The sequence below is a fragment of the Thioalkalivibrio sp. ALJ24 genome, assembly GCF_000377785.1.
In the GTDB taxonomy this organism is placed as follows: Bacteria; Pseudomonadota; Gammaproteobacteria; order Ectothiorhodospirales; family Ectothiorhodospiraceae; genus Thioalkalivibrio.
Map to the genome: position 1 here is coordinate 119,183 of NZ_KB898724.1, position 16,103 is coordinate 135,285.

At 68.1% G+C, this 16,103-nt stretch carries 14 protein-coding genes; 8 read left to right on the forward strand and 6 right to left on the reverse strand.

Annotated features, from left to right (window positions below):
• The first annotated feature begins 100 nt into the window (after positions 1 to 100).
• Genes D571_RS0100565 through D571_RS0100575 form a run of 3 tightly spaced genes read left to right on the forward strand, consistent with a single transcriptional unit; the run spans position 101 to position 2,308 of the window.
• The gene (locus D571_RS0100565) at positions 101 to 1,459 is read left to right on the forward strand and encodes a sodium-dependent transporter (RefSeq protein WP_018934731.1); all 1,359 of its coding nucleotides are present in this window, start codon (positions 101 to 103) and stop codon (positions 1,457 to 1,459) included.
• Positions 1,459 to 1,899 carry a type II toxin-antitoxin system RatA family toxin gene (locus tag D571_RS0100570; protein ID WP_018934732.1) on the forward strand — a complete coding sequence of 147 codons (441 nt, stop codon included), beginning with the start codon at positions 1,459 to 1,461 and terminating at the stop codon, positions 1,897 to 1,899. The genes D571_RS0100565 and D571_RS0100570 overlap by 1 nt, the downstream gene beginning before the upstream one ends.
• A complete protein-coding gene (locus tag D571_RS0100575) occupies positions 1,892 to 2,308 on the forward strand; it encodes an RnfH family protein (protein WP_018934733.1) in 417 nt (138 codons plus the stop codon). Before D571_RS0100570 ends, D571_RS0100575 begins: the two co-directional genes overlap by 8 nt.
• Here the strand turns inward: D571_RS0100575 and D571_RS0100580 are convergent.
• Positions 2,284 to 2,643: an outer membrane protein assembly factor BamE gene (locus tag D571_RS0100580; protein ID WP_018934734.1), complete on the reverse strand. Its 360-nt coding sequence runs from the start codon at positions 2,641 to 2,643 to the stop codon at positions 2,284 to 2,286. The genes D571_RS0100575 and D571_RS0100580 overlap by 25 nt on opposite strands.
• A 99-nt stretch (positions 2,644 to 2,742) precedes the next feature.
• On the opposite strand from D571_RS0100580, the gene fur reads away from it, so the two are divergent.
• Entirely contained in the window at positions 2,743 to 3,171 is a 429-nt protein-coding gene (gene fur, locus D571_RS0100585; RefSeq protein WP_018934735.1) for a ferric iron uptake transcriptional regulator, read from the forward strand.
• Between the two features lie 24 nt (positions 3,172 to 3,195).
• Here fur and recN read toward each other — a convergent pair whose 3' ends face one another.
• Both recN and D571_RS0100595 read right to left on the reverse strand, forming a co-directional pair.
• Positions 3,196 to 4,860, reverse strand: coding sequence for a DNA repair protein RecN (gene recN, locus D571_RS0100590; RefSeq protein ID WP_018934736.1), 1,665 nt, complete (start codon positions 4,858 to 4,860; stop codon positions 3,196 to 3,198).
• A gap of 1 nt (position 4,861) precedes the next feature.
• Positions 4,862 to 5,740, reverse strand: coding sequence for an NAD(+) kinase (locus D571_RS0100595; protein WP_018934737.1), 879 nt, complete (start codon positions 5,738 to 5,740; stop codon positions 4,862 to 4,864).
• 116 nt (positions 5,741 to 5,856) lie between these two features.
• On the opposite strand from D571_RS0100595, the gene hrcA reads away from it, so the two are divergent.
• From hrcA to dnaJ, 4 genes are all read left to right on the forward strand, one after another.
• The gene (gene hrcA / locus D571_RS0100600) at positions 5,857 to 6,918 is read left to right on the forward strand and encodes a heat-inducible transcriptional repressor HrcA (RefSeq protein ID WP_018934738.1); all 1,062 of its coding nucleotides are present in this window, start codon (positions 5,857 to 5,859) and stop codon (positions 6,916 to 6,918) included.
• A gap of 95 nt (positions 6,919 to 7,013) precedes the next feature.
• Positions 7,014 to 7,592 carry a nucleotide exchange factor GrpE gene (gene grpE, locus D571_RS0100605; protein ID WP_018934739.1) on the forward strand — a complete coding sequence of 193 codons (579 nt, stop codon included), beginning with the start codon at positions 7,014 to 7,016 and terminating at the stop codon, positions 7,590 to 7,592.
• Positions 7,593 to 7,723: 131 nt separating this feature from the next.
• On the forward strand, positions 7,724 to 9,658 hold the full coding sequence (gene dnaK / locus D571_RS0100610; protein ID WP_018934740.1) for a molecular chaperone DnaK: 1,935 nt from the start codon (positions 7,724 to 7,726) through the stop codon (positions 9,656 to 9,658).
• Positions 9,659 to 9,795: 137 nt separating this feature from the next.
• The gene (gene dnaJ / locus D571_RS0100615; RefSeq protein ID WP_018934741.1) at positions 9,796 to 10,944 is read left to right on the forward strand and encodes a molecular chaperone DnaJ; all 1,149 of its coding nucleotides are present in this window, start codon (positions 9,796 to 9,798) and stop codon (positions 10,942 to 10,944) included.
• Between the two features lie 24 nt (positions 10,945 to 10,968).
• On the opposite strand, the gene D571_RS0100620 is transcribed toward dnaJ, so the two are convergent.
• The 3 genes from D571_RS0100620 to epmB form a co-directional block, all read right to left on the reverse strand.
• On the reverse strand, positions 10,969 to 13,035 hold the full coding sequence (locus D571_RS0100620) for an EAL domain-containing protein (protein ID WP_018934742.1): 2,067 nt from the start codon (positions 13,033 to 13,035) through the stop codon (positions 10,969 to 10,971).
• A gap of 17 nt (positions 13,036 to 13,052) precedes the next feature.
• Positions 13,053 to 14,918, reverse strand: a complete 1,866-nt coding sequence (locus tag D571_RS0100625; protein ID WP_018934743.1) for a hypothetical protein — start codon at positions 14,916 to 14,918, stop codon at positions 13,053 to 13,055.
• A gap of 73 nt (positions 14,919 to 14,991) precedes the next feature.
• Positions 14,992 to 16,020, reverse strand: coding sequence for an EF-P beta-lysylation protein EpmB (epmB, locus tag D571_RS0100630; RefSeq protein WP_026287457.1), 1,029 nt, complete (start codon positions 16,018 to 16,020; stop codon positions 14,992 to 14,994).
• Positions 16,021 to 16,103 lie beyond the last annotated feature (83 nt).

Genomic DNA, 16,103 nt, shown 5'->3' on the forward strand with positions numbered 1-16,103 from the left:
AACGGCCGGCATCCGGGGTCGGGGCGCGCGCCGCAACGGGGCAAGTTGAGTGCCGGGCGACCTTGGCTCACAATTCACGGGCAAAAACACGGAGATCCGCATGCCACCCACCGCATCGATCCACGGGCAATGGACCACGCGCCTGGCCTTCATCCTCGCGGCCACCGGTTCCGCCGTCGGTCTCGGCAACATCTGGCGCTTCCCCTATATCGCCGGCGAGAACGGCGGTGGCGCCTTCGTGCTGGTGTATCTGGCCTGCATCCTGCTGATCGGTCTGCCGGTGATGATCGCCGAGATCATGCTCGGCCGGCGCGGGCGCCAGTCGCCGATCAACACCATGACCAGCCTGTCGCGCGAGGAAGGGGTGTCGACCGGCTGGTCGTCCATCGGCTGGATCGGCGTGGTGACCGGTTTCCTGATCCTGTCGTTCTACTCGGTGGTGGCGGGCTGGGCCCTGTCCTACATCTTCAAGAGCGGGGCGGGGGGCTTTGTCGGCCTGGACGCCAGTGGCTCCGAGGCAATGTTCGACGGCATGCTGGCATCGCCCGAGGCGCTGCTGGCCTGGCACACCATCTTCATGGTGATGGTCGGCATCGTCGTCGCGCGCGGGGTGCAGTCGGGGCTGGAGAAGGCGGTGACCATCCTGATGCCGCTGCTGTTCGTGATGCTGCTGGTGATGGTCGGCTACGCGGTGGTGCAGGGCAACTTCGCCGAGGGTCTGGCGTTCATGCTGGCGCCGGACTTCTCCGAGCTGTCCGCGAACGCCGTGCTGCTGGCCATGGGGCAGGCCTTCTTCACCCTGAGCCTGGGCATGGGCGCGATCATGATCTATGGCAGCTACCTGCAGAGTGACGCCTCCATCCCGCGCACTGCCGGGGTGGTCGTGGGTGCGGACACCCTGGTCGCGATCGTGGCCGGCCTGGCGATCTTCCCGATCGTGCTGGGCGCCGGGCTGTCGCCGGGCGAGGGTCCGGGGCTGATCTTCGTGACCCTGCCGCTGGCCTTCGGCGAGATGCCTGGCGGGCTGATCTTCGGCACGGTGTTCTTCATCCTGCTGAGCTTCGCGGCCTGGACCTCGGCGATCTCGATCGCCGAGCCGGCGGTGGCCTGGCTGGTGGAAACCGTGGGCATGACGCGGGTGGCCGCGACCACGGCGCTGGCGATCGCCGCCTGGACCCTGGGGATCGCGGCGCTGCTGTCGCTCAACGTCTGGTCGGACTACACCCTGTTCGACATGGGTGTGCTCGACTTCCTCGACTACCTGACCGCGAACATCCTGCTGCCGCTGGGCGGATTCCTGATCGCGCTGTTTGCCGGCTGGCGCATGACCCGCGGTTCGGTGAGTGCGGAGCTGGCGATGCGTTCCCCGGCCCTGTTCGGGCTGTGGTACTTCCTGGTGCGCTTCGTGGCCCCGATCGCGATCCTGCTGGTGTTCCTGCGCGCGGTGGAGCTGATCTGATGGGCTCGAAGATCCAGCGTTCGGCCGACGTGCCGTATTCGCGCGAGCAGATGTTCGACCTGGTGGACGACATCGACGCCTACCCGGAATTCCTGCCGGGCTGTCGCAGCGCGTCCTCCCGCAACCGGACCGAGACCCAGGTGGAGGGCACCATCGAGCTGGCCAAGGGCGCGCTGCACAAGTCGTTCACCACCCGCAACACCCTGCGGCGGCCGGAGTCCATCGACATCCGCCTGGTGAAGGGGCCGTTCCAGCGCCTGCACGGCACCTGGCGCTTCACCGAGCTGGAGGGCGGCGGCACGCGCATCTCGCTGGAGCTGGAATTCGAGTTCGCCAGCCGGCTGATGTCGTTCGCGATCGGCCCGGTGTTCCACCAGATCGCCAACTCCCTGGTGGACGCCTTTGTCCGCCGGGCGCAGGAGGTGCACGGGAATGGCTGAGGACGGGCCGGAAGGGCAGGACGGGCCGATGACGGTGGAGGTCGCCTACGCGCGGCCCGACCGCCAGCTGATCCTGCCGCTGGAGGTGGCGCCGGGTACCACCGTCGACCAGGCTCTGCGCCAGTCGGAGATCGACCGGCACTTCCCCGAGATCGACCTGGACAACGCGAAGGTGGGGATCTTCGGCAAGATCACTCGCCGCGACACCGTGCTGCGGCCACGGGACCGCATCGAGGTCTACCGACCGCTGATCGCGGATCCGAAGGAGGTCCGGCGCCAGCGGGCCGGGCAGAAGGGCGCCGGAAAGAAAGATGCCGGGAAGACCGACTCCGAGAAGAAAGGTCCGGCGAAGGGCGGAAACGACGCGGGTGGCGCCGAGTCCGCTCAGCCGTCCGGTTCCACCGGATAGTCTTCCAGCGCGACCGGCTGCGGCACGTCCGAATCGACGTAGGCGACCACGCCATCCGCAAAATACACGCTGACGCGCCCGCGTTCGGTCGGGCCGATGCCGGGGCGACGATAATAGATGTAGTCCCAGCGGTCCTCGCTCTTGAACGCGGCATCCAGCTGCGGGGTGCCCATCAGAAAACGCACCTGCCCGGGCGTCATCCCTGGCTGGATCTGCGCCACGTCGGTGGCATCGATCACGTTCCCCTGCTGTACATCGAGCCGGAACTGGTTAAAGCCACTGCAGGCGGTGAGCGTGCTTGCGGCAAGCGCGATAGTAATGAGAATCTTGTTCATCGAGCGCGCGGGACCTTGGACGAGCCTGGAAACGCGCATGGTACACCAAAGCATCCGGTCACTCTCAATGCCCGCGGGCGCCGGACGCAGGGATCGTGCATGGAAACGAGCAATCTCAAGAAGGCCGGACTCAAAGTCACGCTGCCGCGGATGAAGATCCTCGAGATCCTCGAGCAGTCGGAGACCCGCCACCTCACTGCCGAGGCGATCTATCGCGAGCTGCTGGATTCCGGCGAGGAGATCGGCCTGGCCACGGTGTATCGCGTACTGACCCAGTTCGAGGCCGCGGGGCTGGTGTGCCGGCTCCACCTCGAGGGCAACCAGGCGGTGTTCGAGCTGGAGCGCGGGGGACATCACGACCATATCGTGTGCAACCAGTGCGGGCGGGTCGAGGAGTTCTACGACGAGACCATCGAGCAGCGCCAGCAGCGGATCGCTGCGGACCACGGCTTCTCGATCCGCGATCATGCCCTGGTACTGTACGGCGACTGCAGCGACGAATCCTGCCCCCGGCGCCCGGCCTCCTGAGCCGTCGCGGCGTGGCCCGGGGCGTCAGTCCCCGGCCGTCTCCAGCAGCTCGCGCGCATGGGCGCGGCTGTTCTCGGTGAGCGAGCTGCCACCGATCAGGCGCGCCAGCGCCTCCACCCGATCGTCCCGATCCAGCCGCCGGATGCCGGTGCGGGTGTGATCGTCCGAGGTGGTCTTGGCCACCTCCAGCTGATGATGCGCCTGCGCGGCAACCTGCGCCAGATGCGTCACGCAAAGTACCTGGTGACGTTCCCCCAGGCGTCGCAGCTTGCGCCCGACGACCTCGGCCACTGCACCGCTGATGCCGGAGTCCACTTCGTCGAAGATCAGCGTGGGCACGGTCTGCTGCTGGCTGGCGAGCACCTGCAGGGCCAGGCCGATGCGCGACAGTTCGCCGCCCGAGGCCACCCGCGCCAGCGGCTGCGGGGTCTGGCCGGGATTGGCGGCGACGCGGAATTCCACCCGGTCGGCGCCGTGGGCGCGGGGTTCGTCGTCGGGTTCCACGGCGATCTCGAACTGTCCGCCGGCCATGCCCAGTTCCTGCATGGTCGCGGTGACCTCGGACTCGATCCGTCGCGCGGCCTGTTCGCGGGCGCGGGTCAGTTCCCCCGCGGCGTCTTCCAGCGCGCGGCGCGCCTGCGTGGCCCGGGCCTCCAGTTCTTCGACCGTCCGGTCGCCGGATTCCAGGTGCTCGAGTTCGTCCTGCAGCCGCTGATGCAGCCCGGGGAGTTCCTCGGGCTCCACGCGGTGCTTGCGTGCGAGACGCAGGTATTCCCCCAGCCGTTCATCCAGCTCGGCCAGGCGCTGCGGGTCGGGGTCGATGTCCTCGGCCAGCCGGCGCAGGGTGTCGCCGGCCTCGTCGATCTGGATGCGCGCCGATTCCAGCAGCTCGATGCCGGCCTGCAGCCGGTCGTCGTGGCGGGCCGCGTCCTGCAGGCGCTGCAGGGCCTGGCCCAGCAGGGTGTCCAGGCCGTTGTCCTCGGTGATGGTGGCATCGGCGGACTGCAACGCCTGCAGGACCTCGGTCCCGTGCGCCAGACGGCTCTGTTCGGTGGACAGCTCGGGGTATTCGTTGTCCTGCGGGGCCAGTTCCGCCAGTTCGCCGGTCTGGAAGCGCAGCAGATCGAGGCGGTCGCCGGCCTCGGCCAGCTCCGCCCGGGCCTGTTCCAGCTGGTCACGGGCCTCGCGCCAGGCGTGAAAGGCGGTGGCGACGGCCTCGCGCAGCGGGGCCTCGACAAAGCCGTCCAGCCACGCCCGCTGGGTGTCACGTCCGAGCAGCTGCTGATGGGCGTGCTGGCCATGGATGTCGACCAGCCACTGGCCGAGTTCGCGCAGCTGGGTGATGGTGGCCGGGCGCCCGTTGATCCAGGCGCGGCTCTTGCCCTGACGCGTGAGCACACGGCGCAGCAGCACCGGGGCGTCGTCCTCGCCCGCCAGGCCGGCCTCGGCCAGCCAGGCCTGTGCGGGACTGTCGTCAGCCAGCTCGAACTCGGCCCCCAGCTCGGCCTGCTCGGCGCCTTCGCGCACCATGGTCGCGTCGGCGCGATCGCCCAGCAGCAGGCCGACCACGTCGACCAGGATGGACTTGCCGGCCCCGGTCTCGCCGGTCAGGGCGTTGAGGCCGTCGTCCAGCTCCAGTTCGAGCTCGTCGACGATGGCGAAATCGCGGATGTGGATCAGGCGCAGCATGTCAGGGCTGTTCCCCCCAGCGCAGCTTGGAGCGCAGCGTGCGCAGGAACTGATGGTTGTACGGGTGGATCAGGGTCATGCCGTGGGCGCGGCGGCGGATGCGCAGGCGGTCGCCGGGGCCGAAGTCGACGTTTTCCTGCCCGTCCAGCGCGACCTGGGCCGGTGAACGGCTCTCGGGGGACAGCTGGATCTCCATCACCGATCCGCCGCCCACCACCAGCGGGCGGTGGTTGAGGCTGTGCGGGGCGACCGGGACGATCACCATGCCGTCCATCTCCGGGGTCAGGATGGGGCCGCCGGCCGACAGGGCATAGGCGGTGGAGCCGGTGGGCGTGGCCACCACCAGCCCGTCGGCGCGCAGGCGGCCGACGTCGACGCCGTCGATGGTGGTGTCGAACTCGATGATGCGCACCACGCTGAGGACATGCAGCACCGCATCGTTGACCGCCACGCCGGTATGCACGGTCACACCGTCGCGGATTACCTCCGCTTCCAGCATGGAGCGCGGTTCCAGTACATAGGCGCCGTCCAGGACCTCGCCCAGTTCCTCCGGAGCGCTCTCGGGAGAGACGTCGACCAGGAAGCCGAGGCGGCCCAGATTGATCCCCAGCAGCGGCGTGCCGATGCCGGCGGTCACCCGTGCGGTGGACAGCAGCGTGCCGTCGCCGCCGATCACGATCAGGAGATCGGCCTCGCGTGCGAGCTCGTCCACCGGTTTGACCGGTACGTCGGCCGGGCGCTGGAAGCCCTGAATGTCGGCCTCCATCAGGATATGGCGCTCGCGCTGGCACAGGAGGTCCACCAGCCGCTCCACCAGCGGAGCGGTGCGCGGGTCACTGGCCTTGCCGATCAGGCCGACGGTCTTGAACTCTGGCATCATGCCGGCATTATCCGGAAAACCGGGCGCGCCTGCACGCGGCCCGCTTGACGCCGGACGGCCGTCCCCGAACACTTGCGGGGTTGTGGCACTCATCCGGAAGGAGCGCTGACAGAACGATGACCGACTCTTCGATCCAGCTGGATGCCCGCGAGCGGACCCTGCTGCGGACGCTGATCGAGAGCTATATCAGCGACGGTCAGCCGGTGGGGTCCCGCAATCTGGCGCGCGCCTCCGGTCTGAAGGTGAGCGCCGCCACGGTGCGCAACGTGATGGCGGACCTGGAGGAGCGGGGCCTGATCCAGTCCCCGCATACCTCGGCCGGGCGCGTGCCGACCACGGCCGGTTACCGACTGTTCGTCGACAGCCTGCTGGAGGTGCGCAAGCCCAGCCGCGAGCAGATCGACGCGATCGAATCGCGCTTCGACCCGGGCGCGTCGACCCAGGATCTGCTGGACAGCGCCAGCAGCGTGCTGTCGCAGGTGACCCGCATGGCCGGGATGGTGCGCCTGCCGCGGCATCGCAACGTGGCCCTGTCGCAGATCGAGTTCCTGCGCCTGGGCGAGGGCCGGGTACTGGCGATCCTGGTGATCGACGGGCGCGAGGTGCAGAATCGCGTGCTGGAGCTGGACCGCGATTTCAGCCAGGACGATCTCCAGCGCATGGCGAATTATCTCAATGCGCATCTCGCCGGGAAGAGCCTGCACACGGTGCGCGCCGAACTGCTGCGGGAGATGCGCGAGGTGCGCGACGACCTCGACGCGCAGATGCTGGCCGCCATCGATCTGGGCGAGCAGGCGGTGGGCGCCGAGGACCCTGATGACGTGGTGGTGGCCGGCCAGACCCAGCTGCTGGGGTACGAGGAACTCTCGGACCGCGAACGCCTGCGCCAGCTGCTGGAGGCCTTCAACGAGAAACGCGAGATCCTCGGCATCCTCGACCAGTGCATCCGCGGGGATCGCGTACAGATCTTCATCGGCCGCGAGTCCGGTCTCGACTGGTTCGAGAACTGCTCGGTGGTGACCGCGCCGTACAGCGTGGACGGCGAGGTGGTGGGCGTGCTGGGCGTGATCGGCCCGACCCGCATGTCCTACGACCGGGTGGTCCCCATCGTGGACGTGACCGCCCGATTGCTGGGCTCGGCCTTGAATGTGCGCGGGGAATCCCCAGACTCCCAGTAAACGCCACGAAGGCGGGGCCCCGGCCCCGCCTTCCTGCTTGTGCGTCGCCCATCGGTCGACGCCCGAACGAACATCCGACAGATTGCGAGGGAAGCATGTCCGAACAGCCGGAATCCCGGGAACAGCACGAAAACGAGGCGCAGGAGGCGCCGTCCCCCGAGGAGCAGGAAGCCGCGGAGGCGGCCGCGGACGCCGAGCGCATCCAGGAGCTCGAGGCCCTGGCGGAGGAGCGTCGCGACCAGGCCCTGCGTGCCCAGGCGGAGCTGGAGAACCAGCGTCGTCGTTTCGAGCGCGAGCTGGAGAACGCGCACAAATACGCGATGGAGAAATTCGCCTCGGAGATGCTGGAGGTCTGCGATTCGCTGGAGATGGGCCTGCAGGCCGCGCGCGAGTCGCAGGACGTGGACCGCGTCATCGAGGGCGTGGAGCTGACCCTCAAGAACCTCACCAAGGTCTTCGAGAAGTTCGGCATTCAGCCCGAAGAGCCCACCGGCGAACGCTTCGATCCCGAACGCCATCAGGCGATGTCGATGCAGGAGGATCCCGAGCAGCCGCCGAACACCGTGGTCGCGACCATGCAGAAGGGTTACATGCTGCAGGACCGCGTGCTGCGCCCGGCGATGGTCGTGGTCTCGCGGGCACCCAGCTCTCCGGGCATCGACGAGAGCGCCTGACCGGCGTCGCGCCGGCCGGCCAGCGAAATTCTGCCGCGGCGGGTTGAAAAGGCCGTCGCGGCCCCCAGATCACCGGACAAACGCACGGGATGAAGCCCGTGCCACCAGTTCACTTTCAGGAGAGTTCAGCCATGGGCAAGATGATCGGAATCGACCTCGGGACCACCAACTCCTGCGTCGCCGTGATGGAAGGCGACCAGGCCAAGGTCATCGAGAACGCGGAGGGCGCGCGCACCACGCCATCCATCGTCGCCTTCAGTGACGACGGCGAGGTGCTGGTGGGCCAGGCCGCCAAGCGCCAGGCGGTGACCAACCCGCAGAACACCATCTTTGCGGCCAAGCGTCTGATCGGCCGCAAGTTCGAGGAAGATGAGGTCCAGAAGGACATCGAACTCGTCTCCTACAGCATCGTGAAGGCCGACAACGGCGACGCCTGGGTCGAGGTGCAGGGCAAGAAGATGGCCCCGCCGGAGATCTCCGCGCGCGTGCTGCAGAAGATGAAGAAGACCGCCGAGGATTACCTCGGGGAAGAGGTGACCGAAGCGGTCATCACCGTGCCGGCCTACTTCAACGACTCGCAGCGCCAGGCGACCAAGGACGCCGGCAAGATCGCCGGGCTGGAGGTCAAGCGCATCATCAACGAGCCGACGGCCGCCTCGCTGGCCTACGGCATGGACAAGCAGCGCGGTGACCGCAAGATCGCGGTGTACGACCTGGGCGGCGGTACCTTCGACATCTCGATCATCGAGATCGCCGAGGTGGACGGCGAGCACCAGTTCGAGGTGCTGGCGACCAACGGTGACACCTTCCTCGGTGGCGAGGACTTCGACAATCGCCTGATCGACTACCTGGCCGACGAGTTCAAGAAGGACCAGGGCATCGACATCAAGGGCGATCCGCTGGCCATGCAGCGCGTGAAGGAAGCCGCCGAGAAGGCGAAGATCGAGCTGTCCTCCGCGCAGCAGACCGAAGTGAACCTGCCGTACATCACGGCCGACAATACCGGGCCCAAGCACCTGGCGATCAAGGTCACCCGGGCCAAGCTGGAAAGCCTGGTCGAGGACCTGATCCAGCGCTCCATCGAGCCCTGCAAGGTGGCCCTGAAGGACGCCGGCCTGTCCGCCTCCGAGGTGGACGACGTGATCCTGGTCGGCGGCCAGACCCGCATGCCCAAGGTGCAGGAAGCGGTCTCCGGCTTCTTCGGCAAGGATGCGCGCAAGGACGTGAACCCGGACGAGGCCGTCGCGGTCGGTGCCGCGGTGCAGGCCGGCGTGCTGGGCGGCGACGTCAAGGACGTGCTGCTGCTGGACGTGACCCCGCTGTCGCTCGGGATCGAGACCATGGGCGGCGTGATGACCAAGCTGATCGAGAAGAACACCACCATCCCGACCCGGGCACAGCAGGTGTTCTCCACCGCCGAGGACAACCAGACCGCGGTGACCGTGCACGTGCTGCAGGGCGAGCGCGAGATGGCCAGCGCCAACAAGTCGCTTGGCCGCTTCGACCTGCAGGATATCCCGCCGGCTCCGCGCGGCGTGCCGCAGATCGAGGTCACCTTCGACATCGACTCCAACGGCATCCTGAACGTCTCGGCGAAGGACAAGGCGACCGGCAAGGAGAACAAGATCGTCATCAAGGCCTCCTCCGGCCTGTCCGAGGAGGAGGTCGAGCAGATGGTCAAGGACGCCGAGGCCCATGCCGAAGAGGACAAGAAGTTCCAGCAGCTGGTGCAGGCGCGCAACCAGGCCGATGCGATGGTGCACTCGGCCGAGAAGTCGCTCAGTGATCTGGGCGACCAGGTCTCCGACGAGGAGCGCTCGGCGGTGGAGTCGGCGGTGGCCGAGGTGAAGACCGCGATGGAAGGCGACGACGCCGAGGCCATCGAGCAGGCCTCGCAGAAGCTGGCCGAGGCCTCCGGCAAGATCGCCGAGAAGGCCTATGCGCAGCAGGGCGGTGATGCCGGGGCGGCCGATGCCTCCGGGGAAGCCGGCGGGCAGCAGCAGGGCGACGACGTGGTCGACGCCGAGTTCGAGGAAGTCGACGACAACGACCGCAAGAACGGCTGATCCGCCGTTGCCGGGCCTCTCGGGGCCCGGTTCCGTTTGCGGGAATGGTGACGCCCGGGCACGCGCACGCGCGAACCCGGGCGCTTTCGTTCCCGGAAGCGGCCTGATCGCCCCGTCCCATCCGCAGGAAACCGACCATGGCAAAACGCGACTATTACGAGGTGCTGGGGGTGTCCAGGGACGCCTCCGCCGCCGAGATCAAGAAGGCCTTTCGTCGCCTGGCGATGAAGTACCACCCCGACCGCAATCCGGGGGATGAGGAGGCCGAGGCCCGCTTCAAGGAGGCCCGCGAGGCGCATGACGTCCTCAGCGACGACCAGAAACGCGCCGCCTATGACCGCTACGGCCACGCCGGCGTGGACGGTTCGGCCGCCGGGGGCTTCGGCGGCGGGGCCGGGGGCGCCAACTTCAGCGACATCTTCGAGGATATCTTCGGCGATATCTTCGGCGGTGGCGGAGGGGGCCGCGGCGGCCAGCGCGCCTACCGCGGCTCCGATCTGCAGTACAACCTGGAGCTCACCCTGGAAGAGGCGGTGTTCGGCACCGAGGTGCAGATCCGCATCCCCACGACCAGCAGCTGCGAGGCCTGTGACGGCTCGGGCGCGGAGCCGGGGACCTCCACCGAGACCTGCCCCACCTGTAACGGCATGGGCCAGGTCCGCATCCAGCAGGGTTTCTTCTCGGTGCAGCAGACCTGTCCGCGCTGTCAGGGTACCGGGCGGATCATCCCGACGCCGTGCAAGGCCTGCGGCGGCCAGGGGCGCGTACAGGAGCAGAGCACCCTCGACGTGAAGATCCCCGCCGGGGTCGACAACGGGGACCGCATTCGGCTGTCCGGTCAGGGCGAGGCCGGCCTCAACGGAGGGCCGCCCGGGGATCTGTACGTGCAGGTGCGGGTCAAGCCGCACCAGCTGTTCCGGCGCGAGGGCAACGACCTGCACTGCGAGGTGCCGATCTCGTTCGCCACCGCGGCCCTGGGCGGCGAACTGGAAGTAGCGGCGCTGGATGGCCGGGTGAACCTCAAGATCCCGCCGGAGACCCAGAGCGGGAAGCAGTTCCGCATCAGCGGCAAGGGTGTGAAGTCGGTGCACGGTGGCAGCGTGGGCGATCTGATCTGTCGCGTGGTGGTGGAGACGCCGGTCAACCTGACGAAACGGCAGAAGGAACTACTGCAGGAGTTCGAGGAAGAGACCCGGGCCGGCGGCACCAAACACAGCCCGAAGGAGCATTCCTTTTTCGACGGGGTGCGTTCGTTCTTCGAGGACCTGAAGTTCTGGTCGAAGTAGTGTCGGAGCACGGCCCCGAGTGTCTCAGACGGACTCGAAGTCGAAGTCCGGTTCGGGCATAGGGGCCTGCAGGAAGAAGCCCTGCACGAGGTTGACGTTGAGGCCGTAGAGCACGGCCAGTGCCGAGGCGTCCTCGATATGCGGGACGATGACCTGCTTGCCCTTGGCGTGGGCGGCCTCGGTATATTCGCGGATCGTCTCCTGATTCTCCTCGCTGTCCGCGAGGTCCTTCACGAAGGAGGCATCCAGCTTGATGTGGTCGGCATCCAGGTGCTGCAGCAGCTGGAAGGGCTTGAGCCCGTTGCCGAAATCGTCCACGCACAGATGACTGTGCATCTCCTTGAGACCGCGGCCCACGCTCATCGCCGGCTTCAGGTGGGTGACGATGGTCGGTTCCTTGAGTTCCACCACCACGTTCTCCGCGGGTACGCGCAGGGCGTGCAGGTCATCGTTCAGCCAGGTCAGCACCGACGGGTCTCCGAGGGAGCCGTTGGTCAGTTTCAGGAAGAACTGGGTGCGTGAATCCTTCTTCAGCTGCTGCGCCAGCACCGCAAGTGCATGGCGCAGGATCCAGCGGTCGACCTGCGTGGCCACGCCGGTGCGCTCGGCGCTGGGAAGGAATTCCACCGGTTCGTGCACCGTGCCGTCCGGGTCCATCAGGCGCACGAACACGCTGTAGCGCGGGCGGTCGGCCCCGTGCAGGTTGACCACCGGCTGGTAGCGCAACTCCAGACGGTTCTCTTCCAGTGCTTCGAGGATGCGGTTCTTCCATTGCTGGTCCAGCTGGGCCTGGGTCAGCTCGCCTTCGGCCGGGCGGTAGAAGCGATGGGTGTTGCCGCCGGCCTTCACGGCCTCCTCCAGCGCGCGGTCGGTCTGCGCCAGCAGTTCCTCGGTGTCCGGGGCGGTCTCGTCGGCGATCACCCCGCCGACCGAAATGCTGCCGTGGGTGGACAGGCTGCCCACCTCGAAGACCCGTGAGGCGATGTCTCCCTGCAGGGCCTCCAGACGCTCCTCCGCGGGAGACTGCTGGGTGTCGGGCAGCACCACGCCAAAACGCTCGGCCTCCAGACGGGCCACCACGGCCTCTTCCGGGAAATGGGCCTCGATGATCTGGCCGATGTCCGCCAGCAGCAGATCGGCCCCGGACATGCCGGCATTGGCGCGGATCTCGGCGAAGTGGTCCACCGCGAGGGTGAGCAGCGTGAACGGTTTTTCGGTCTCGCCCGCATGCCGCCGCGCCGCCTCGATGGAATCGAGGAAATGCTGGCGGTTGTACAGGCCGGTGACCAGGTCGCGCTGCGACAGGTAATCGATCTTCTCCGCCAGTTCGCTGTCGTCGCCGGAGCGCAGCTGTACCTGGGTGGCGGCCTCGCCGTCCACGGTGGTGGAGGAGAGATGCAGTTCCGCTTCGAAGGGCTCGCCATCGAGGGTGCGAAGCTGGAAGTTCTGGGCCGCGGCCTCCTCGCTGCCTTCCTGATAGCTGCGCAGGAAGCGCTTGAGGTCGTCGCGGCTGTCCGGGGCCACGAGGTCCATCAGCGGCAGGCCTTCGATGTCGTCGGGGTCTTCGACGCCGAAACGCTCCCGCCAGGAGGCGTTGGCGTAGACGTGCATGCCGTCGTGGATGTAGGCGATCGCGTCGCGGGAGTTGTTCAGCAGCAGCTGGCAGCGGCGCTCGGACTCCTGCAACGAGGCCTCCATCCGCTTGACCTGCTGGCGGCTGTGCAGATGATCCGCGGCGCGGATGGTCATGATCGCGGCGAGATCGACCAGTTCGCTGTCGACCACGGCGTAGGCCCCGGCCTCGTAATCGGGCAGACGCTCGCTCTCCGGGCGCTCGGTGAGGATCACCAGCGGGGTACGCCGGCCGGCACCCTTGAGGGCGTGATCCACCTCGGGGCGCGCCAGCCCCAGGCCCGGTTCCGACAGCACGATGGCGTCGAAGCGATGCTGCTGGATCGCCTCGCCCAGTGCATCCGCGTCATCGACCTGTTCCGGACGCACGGCGCAGCCACGGGAACGGATGTTGCTGATGACCTGTTCCGCTCGGTTGGGATCGGCGGTGACGAAAAGGACTCGAATGGATTCGATCATGGATAGGCGGAGGCTTTCTATCGCGGGTCCAGGGAGAGGCCGTCACTGGCACCCGAGGTGGGCGCATCGTTGTCCGGGTCCTCGGCGAGCTCGATCTCGGTCATGCGGCAGCCGACCTCGGTGAACAGTGTAGTGCCCGTGCGCTCCGCGTCCAGCGCCAGCACCCGTGCACGCCCGTTGAGCCACACGACGACGCGGTTTTCGTGGTCGAACCCCTGTGCCGGGAGGAACAGGGCGGCCCCGCTCTCTCCGACGCGTACCGGGGTGAACAGGGCCGGCCGGGCCTCGCCTACCGCCCGTCCGGCACGAAAGAGCTGGACCTGCACCGGCATGCAGCGCTGGGCCAGGTATTCAACCCCGATGCTGATCTCGACGTTGTTCTCGAAGCGGATCCAGCGCAGCACGCCGACGGTCCAGCCGATCTGCTCGGGCGCCTGTTCGCGCAGCCCGACCAGATCGCCGATCAGCAGGGTCTGCCGGGGGGTCTGCAGGCGCAGGCGGATCCCGCCCGCGCCGATATCCTCGACCTGCCAGTGTTCCGGCTGCTGACGCTTGACGATCGGGGGCTGCGGCTCATCGCGGTCCGCGATCTCGAGCCCGCGGCCGACATCTTCCCAGGCCTGGCCGGCCCGGTCCGTGCCGCGGTCCGCCAGGGGGCGGGGTTCGCCGCCCCGATCCGCGGGGCGGGGGCTGTCGCTCAGACTCAGGCCGGCGTCGCTGCGGGCGGCCTCCGACATCTGCACCACATTGACGGAGGCCGCGCGCCCGCGGGGATGGCCGTCACCCTCCCGGCGGTCGGGTACCGCCGTGTCGGTGGGAGCGGGCCTTCCGGGGCCCGTGCGGCTGTCCAGTGCGGCCTGCATGTAGGCGTGGATGCGGGTCAGGCCGAACAGACAGTAGCGCTGTTCGTCGGTGGTCTCCCGCGAATGCCGGCGCGTTGGCAGCCGCGACCACAGCCACAGCATCCGTTCGGCCAGCGTGTGTCCGTCGGGGCGTCGCACCGGGTCGAGGGCTTCCGGCTGATCGCGCAGGGCCTCAAGCAGCGGATCCAGCTCCACGTGGGTGCTGTTGTGCTCGGTGGGCAGGCTGCGCAGGACCAGTCCCGGGGGGTGGTCGGTATCCAGGTCCGCCCGCAGTACCGGCAGATCCGGGTGCCCGTCGGGGCCGGGCGTGGGACGGCCTTGAACCGTGATCCCGCCGATCCAGCGGGCCAGCAGGTCGATGTCACCGATCTCCAGGGCATTGACCCCGGTGCTGCCGAGGACGAACAGGCGCGCGCTCATGGTGTCGATGCTGTCCGGACCCAGCGGGCTGATCGCCTGGCGCCGTACCGGGGGCTCGGTGGCGATTCCGGTCTCCAGCGCGAACCAGTACAGGCCATAGATCTGCCGCCACAGGCCGCGCGGCAATGGCTGATAGAGGCGCCAGTGGTGGATTGCCAGGGCTGCGAGGGCATCCAGGGCGGCCTGCATGTGCGGGACGCCCTTGTCCCGCGAGGTCCTGTTGGTGGGCACGCTGACGGGGGTCAGCAGAAGGTGCATGCTCGCCAGTTCGCGCAGGGTGTCGCCAAAGATCTGCGCGCGCCGCAGGCTGCGCTCCGCCAGGGGCAGGGCGCGCTGGCGCAGGCTGCGTTCCACCTCCGGGATCAGCGGCAGCAGGTATTCCTCGATGATGCCGGCCAGCTCGTCGCGCACCCCGGGCTTGAGGGCGGTGCGGTTGAGCGAGCCGAGCAGCGCGCAAAGTTTTTCGAATGCCGCCTCGCCGTCGGCGCGCGGCAGATCCTCGCACCACGCACGAAGGGTCTTCGCGGTATGTGGTGGAAAGCCTCCGGCGGTGGGCTCCGTCTCCGGCAGAGGCGGAAAAACGGCATCCGAGTCGATCATGGCCTGTTCCGGCAAGAGTGGGATATCTCCCCGAAGGTACCCGATCAAAAGACGGGGCAAAAGTCGGGGAATGCTATTTTTCGGCGCTCTGCCCCGCTTGCACTGCCGTCTTGCCCGGTTCGCCGGCGACTTCGCGCACCCGTCGCGGCAGCAGATAGCCCGGAAGGCGGCGGTGCATCTCCCGGTACAGAGCGGCGGCACGGTCGGGGGGTACCTCGAAATGCGCGGTGCCGCGGGTGCGGTCCAGGCAGTGCAGATAGTACGGCAGCACGCCGTGACGAAAGCCGCTTTCCTGCAGAGCCACCAGGGTATCGGCGTCGTCATTGACCCCGGCCAGCAGCACGGCCTGGTTGAGCAGGGTGATGCCGCTGGCCCGCAGGCGTTCCAGGGCATGATCGGCCGGGGCGGTGAATTCGCGCGGATGGTTGGCGTGCAGTACCAGCACGTGCTGCAGGCGCCCCTGCCCCAGCCAGCCGAGCAGGGCGTCGTCGACCCGCTCCGGCAGCACCACCGGCAGGCGGGTGTGGATGCGCAGGCGTTCGAGGTGGGGAATGCCTTCCAGGCGTGTCACCAGCCGCGCCAGCCGGGTGTCGGACTGGCTCAGGGGGTCGCCACCGCTGAGGATGACCTCGCGGATGTCGGGGTGTGCCGCGAGATAGTCCAGTGCCGGGCCCCAGTCGTCGCGCGCCGGGTTGTGGTCGGCGTAGTCGAATTCGCGTCGGAAGCAGTAGCGACAGTGGATCGCGCAGGCCCCGGTAGTCAGCAACAGGGCGCGCCCGGCGTACTTGTGCACCACGCCGGGGGCGGCCAGGGCCTCGTGATCGCCCACCGGATCGGCGACGAAACCGGGTACCTCGTCGGTTTCCGCCGTCACTGGCAGGACCTGGAGCAGCAGTGGATCCTTCGGTTCGCCGGGCACGATCCGGACGAGCCAGCTCTCCGGTACCCGGATCGGGAAGCTGGCGTGTCCGGCCTGCATCCCGGGCAGATGCTCCGGTGCGAGGGACAGGCGCCGGGCAAGGGTGCCCGGGTCGCGGATCGCGGCGGCCAGCGCGCGTTGCCAGCGGGGCGTATGGGTTGCCGGCGGTGTACGCGTTATCATGATCGAATTTTTGGGCATGGTCGGTTCCCGGCGGGACGGCCGGCCCGCGTCGTTTGAACGGCTGGAAGAACTGGCTGGAAACC

What these genes read in the sequence shown, in the direction of transcription:
- D571_RS0100565 (WP_018934731.1), top strand. Translation starts at nt 101, where the DNA reads ATGCCACCCACCGCATCGATCCACGGGCAATGGACCACGCGCCTGGCC.
- D571_RS0100570 (WP_018934732.1), top strand. Translation starts at nt 1,459, where the DNA reads ATGGGCTCGAAGATCCAGCGTTCGGCCGACGTGCCGTATTCGCGCGAG.
- D571_RS0100575 (WP_018934733.1), top strand. Translation starts at nt 1,892, where the DNA reads ATGGCTGAGGACGGGCCGGAAGGGCAGGACGGGCCGATGACGGTGGAG.
- D571_RS0100580 (WP_018934734.1), bottom strand. Translation starts at nt 2,643, where the DNA reads ATGAACAAGATTCTCATTACTATCGCGCTTGCCGCAAGCACGCTCACC.
- fur (WP_018934735.1), top strand. Translation starts at nt 2,743, where the DNA reads ATGGAAACGAGCAATCTCAAGAAGGCCGGACTCAAAGTCACGCTGCCG.
- recN (WP_018934736.1), bottom strand. Translation starts at nt 4,860, where the DNA reads ATGCTGCGCCTGATCCACATCCGCGATTTCGCCATCGTCGACGAGCTC.
- D571_RS0100595 (WP_018934737.1), bottom strand. Translation starts at nt 5,740, where the DNA reads ATGATGCCAGAGTTCAAGACCGTCGGCCTGATCGGCAAGGCCAGTGAC.
- hrcA (WP_018934738.1), top strand. Translation starts at nt 5,857, where the DNA reads ATGACCGACTCTTCGATCCAGCTGGATGCCCGCGAGCGGACCCTGCTG.
- grpE (WP_018934739.1), top strand. Translation starts at nt 7,014, where the DNA reads ATGTCCGAACAGCCGGAATCCCGGGAACAGCACGAAAACGAGGCGCAG.
- dnaK (WP_018934740.1), top strand. Translation starts at nt 7,724, where the DNA reads ATGGGCAAGATGATCGGAATCGACCTCGGGACCACCAACTCCTGCGTC.
- dnaJ (WP_018934741.1), top strand. Translation starts at nt 9,796, where the DNA reads ATGGCAAAACGCGACTATTACGAGGTGCTGGGGGTGTCCAGGGACGCC.
- D571_RS0100620 (WP_018934742.1), bottom strand. Translation starts at nt 13,035, where the DNA reads ATGATCGAATCCATTCGAGTCCTTTTCGTCACCGCCGATCCCAACCGA.
- D571_RS0100625 (WP_018934743.1), bottom strand. Translation starts at nt 14,918, where the DNA reads ATGATCGACTCGGATGCCGTTTTTCCGCCTCTGCCGGAGACGGAGCCC.
- epmB (WP_026287457.1), bottom strand. Translation starts at nt 16,020, where the DNA reads ATGATAACGCGTACACCGCCGGCAACCCATACGCCCCGCTGGCAACGC.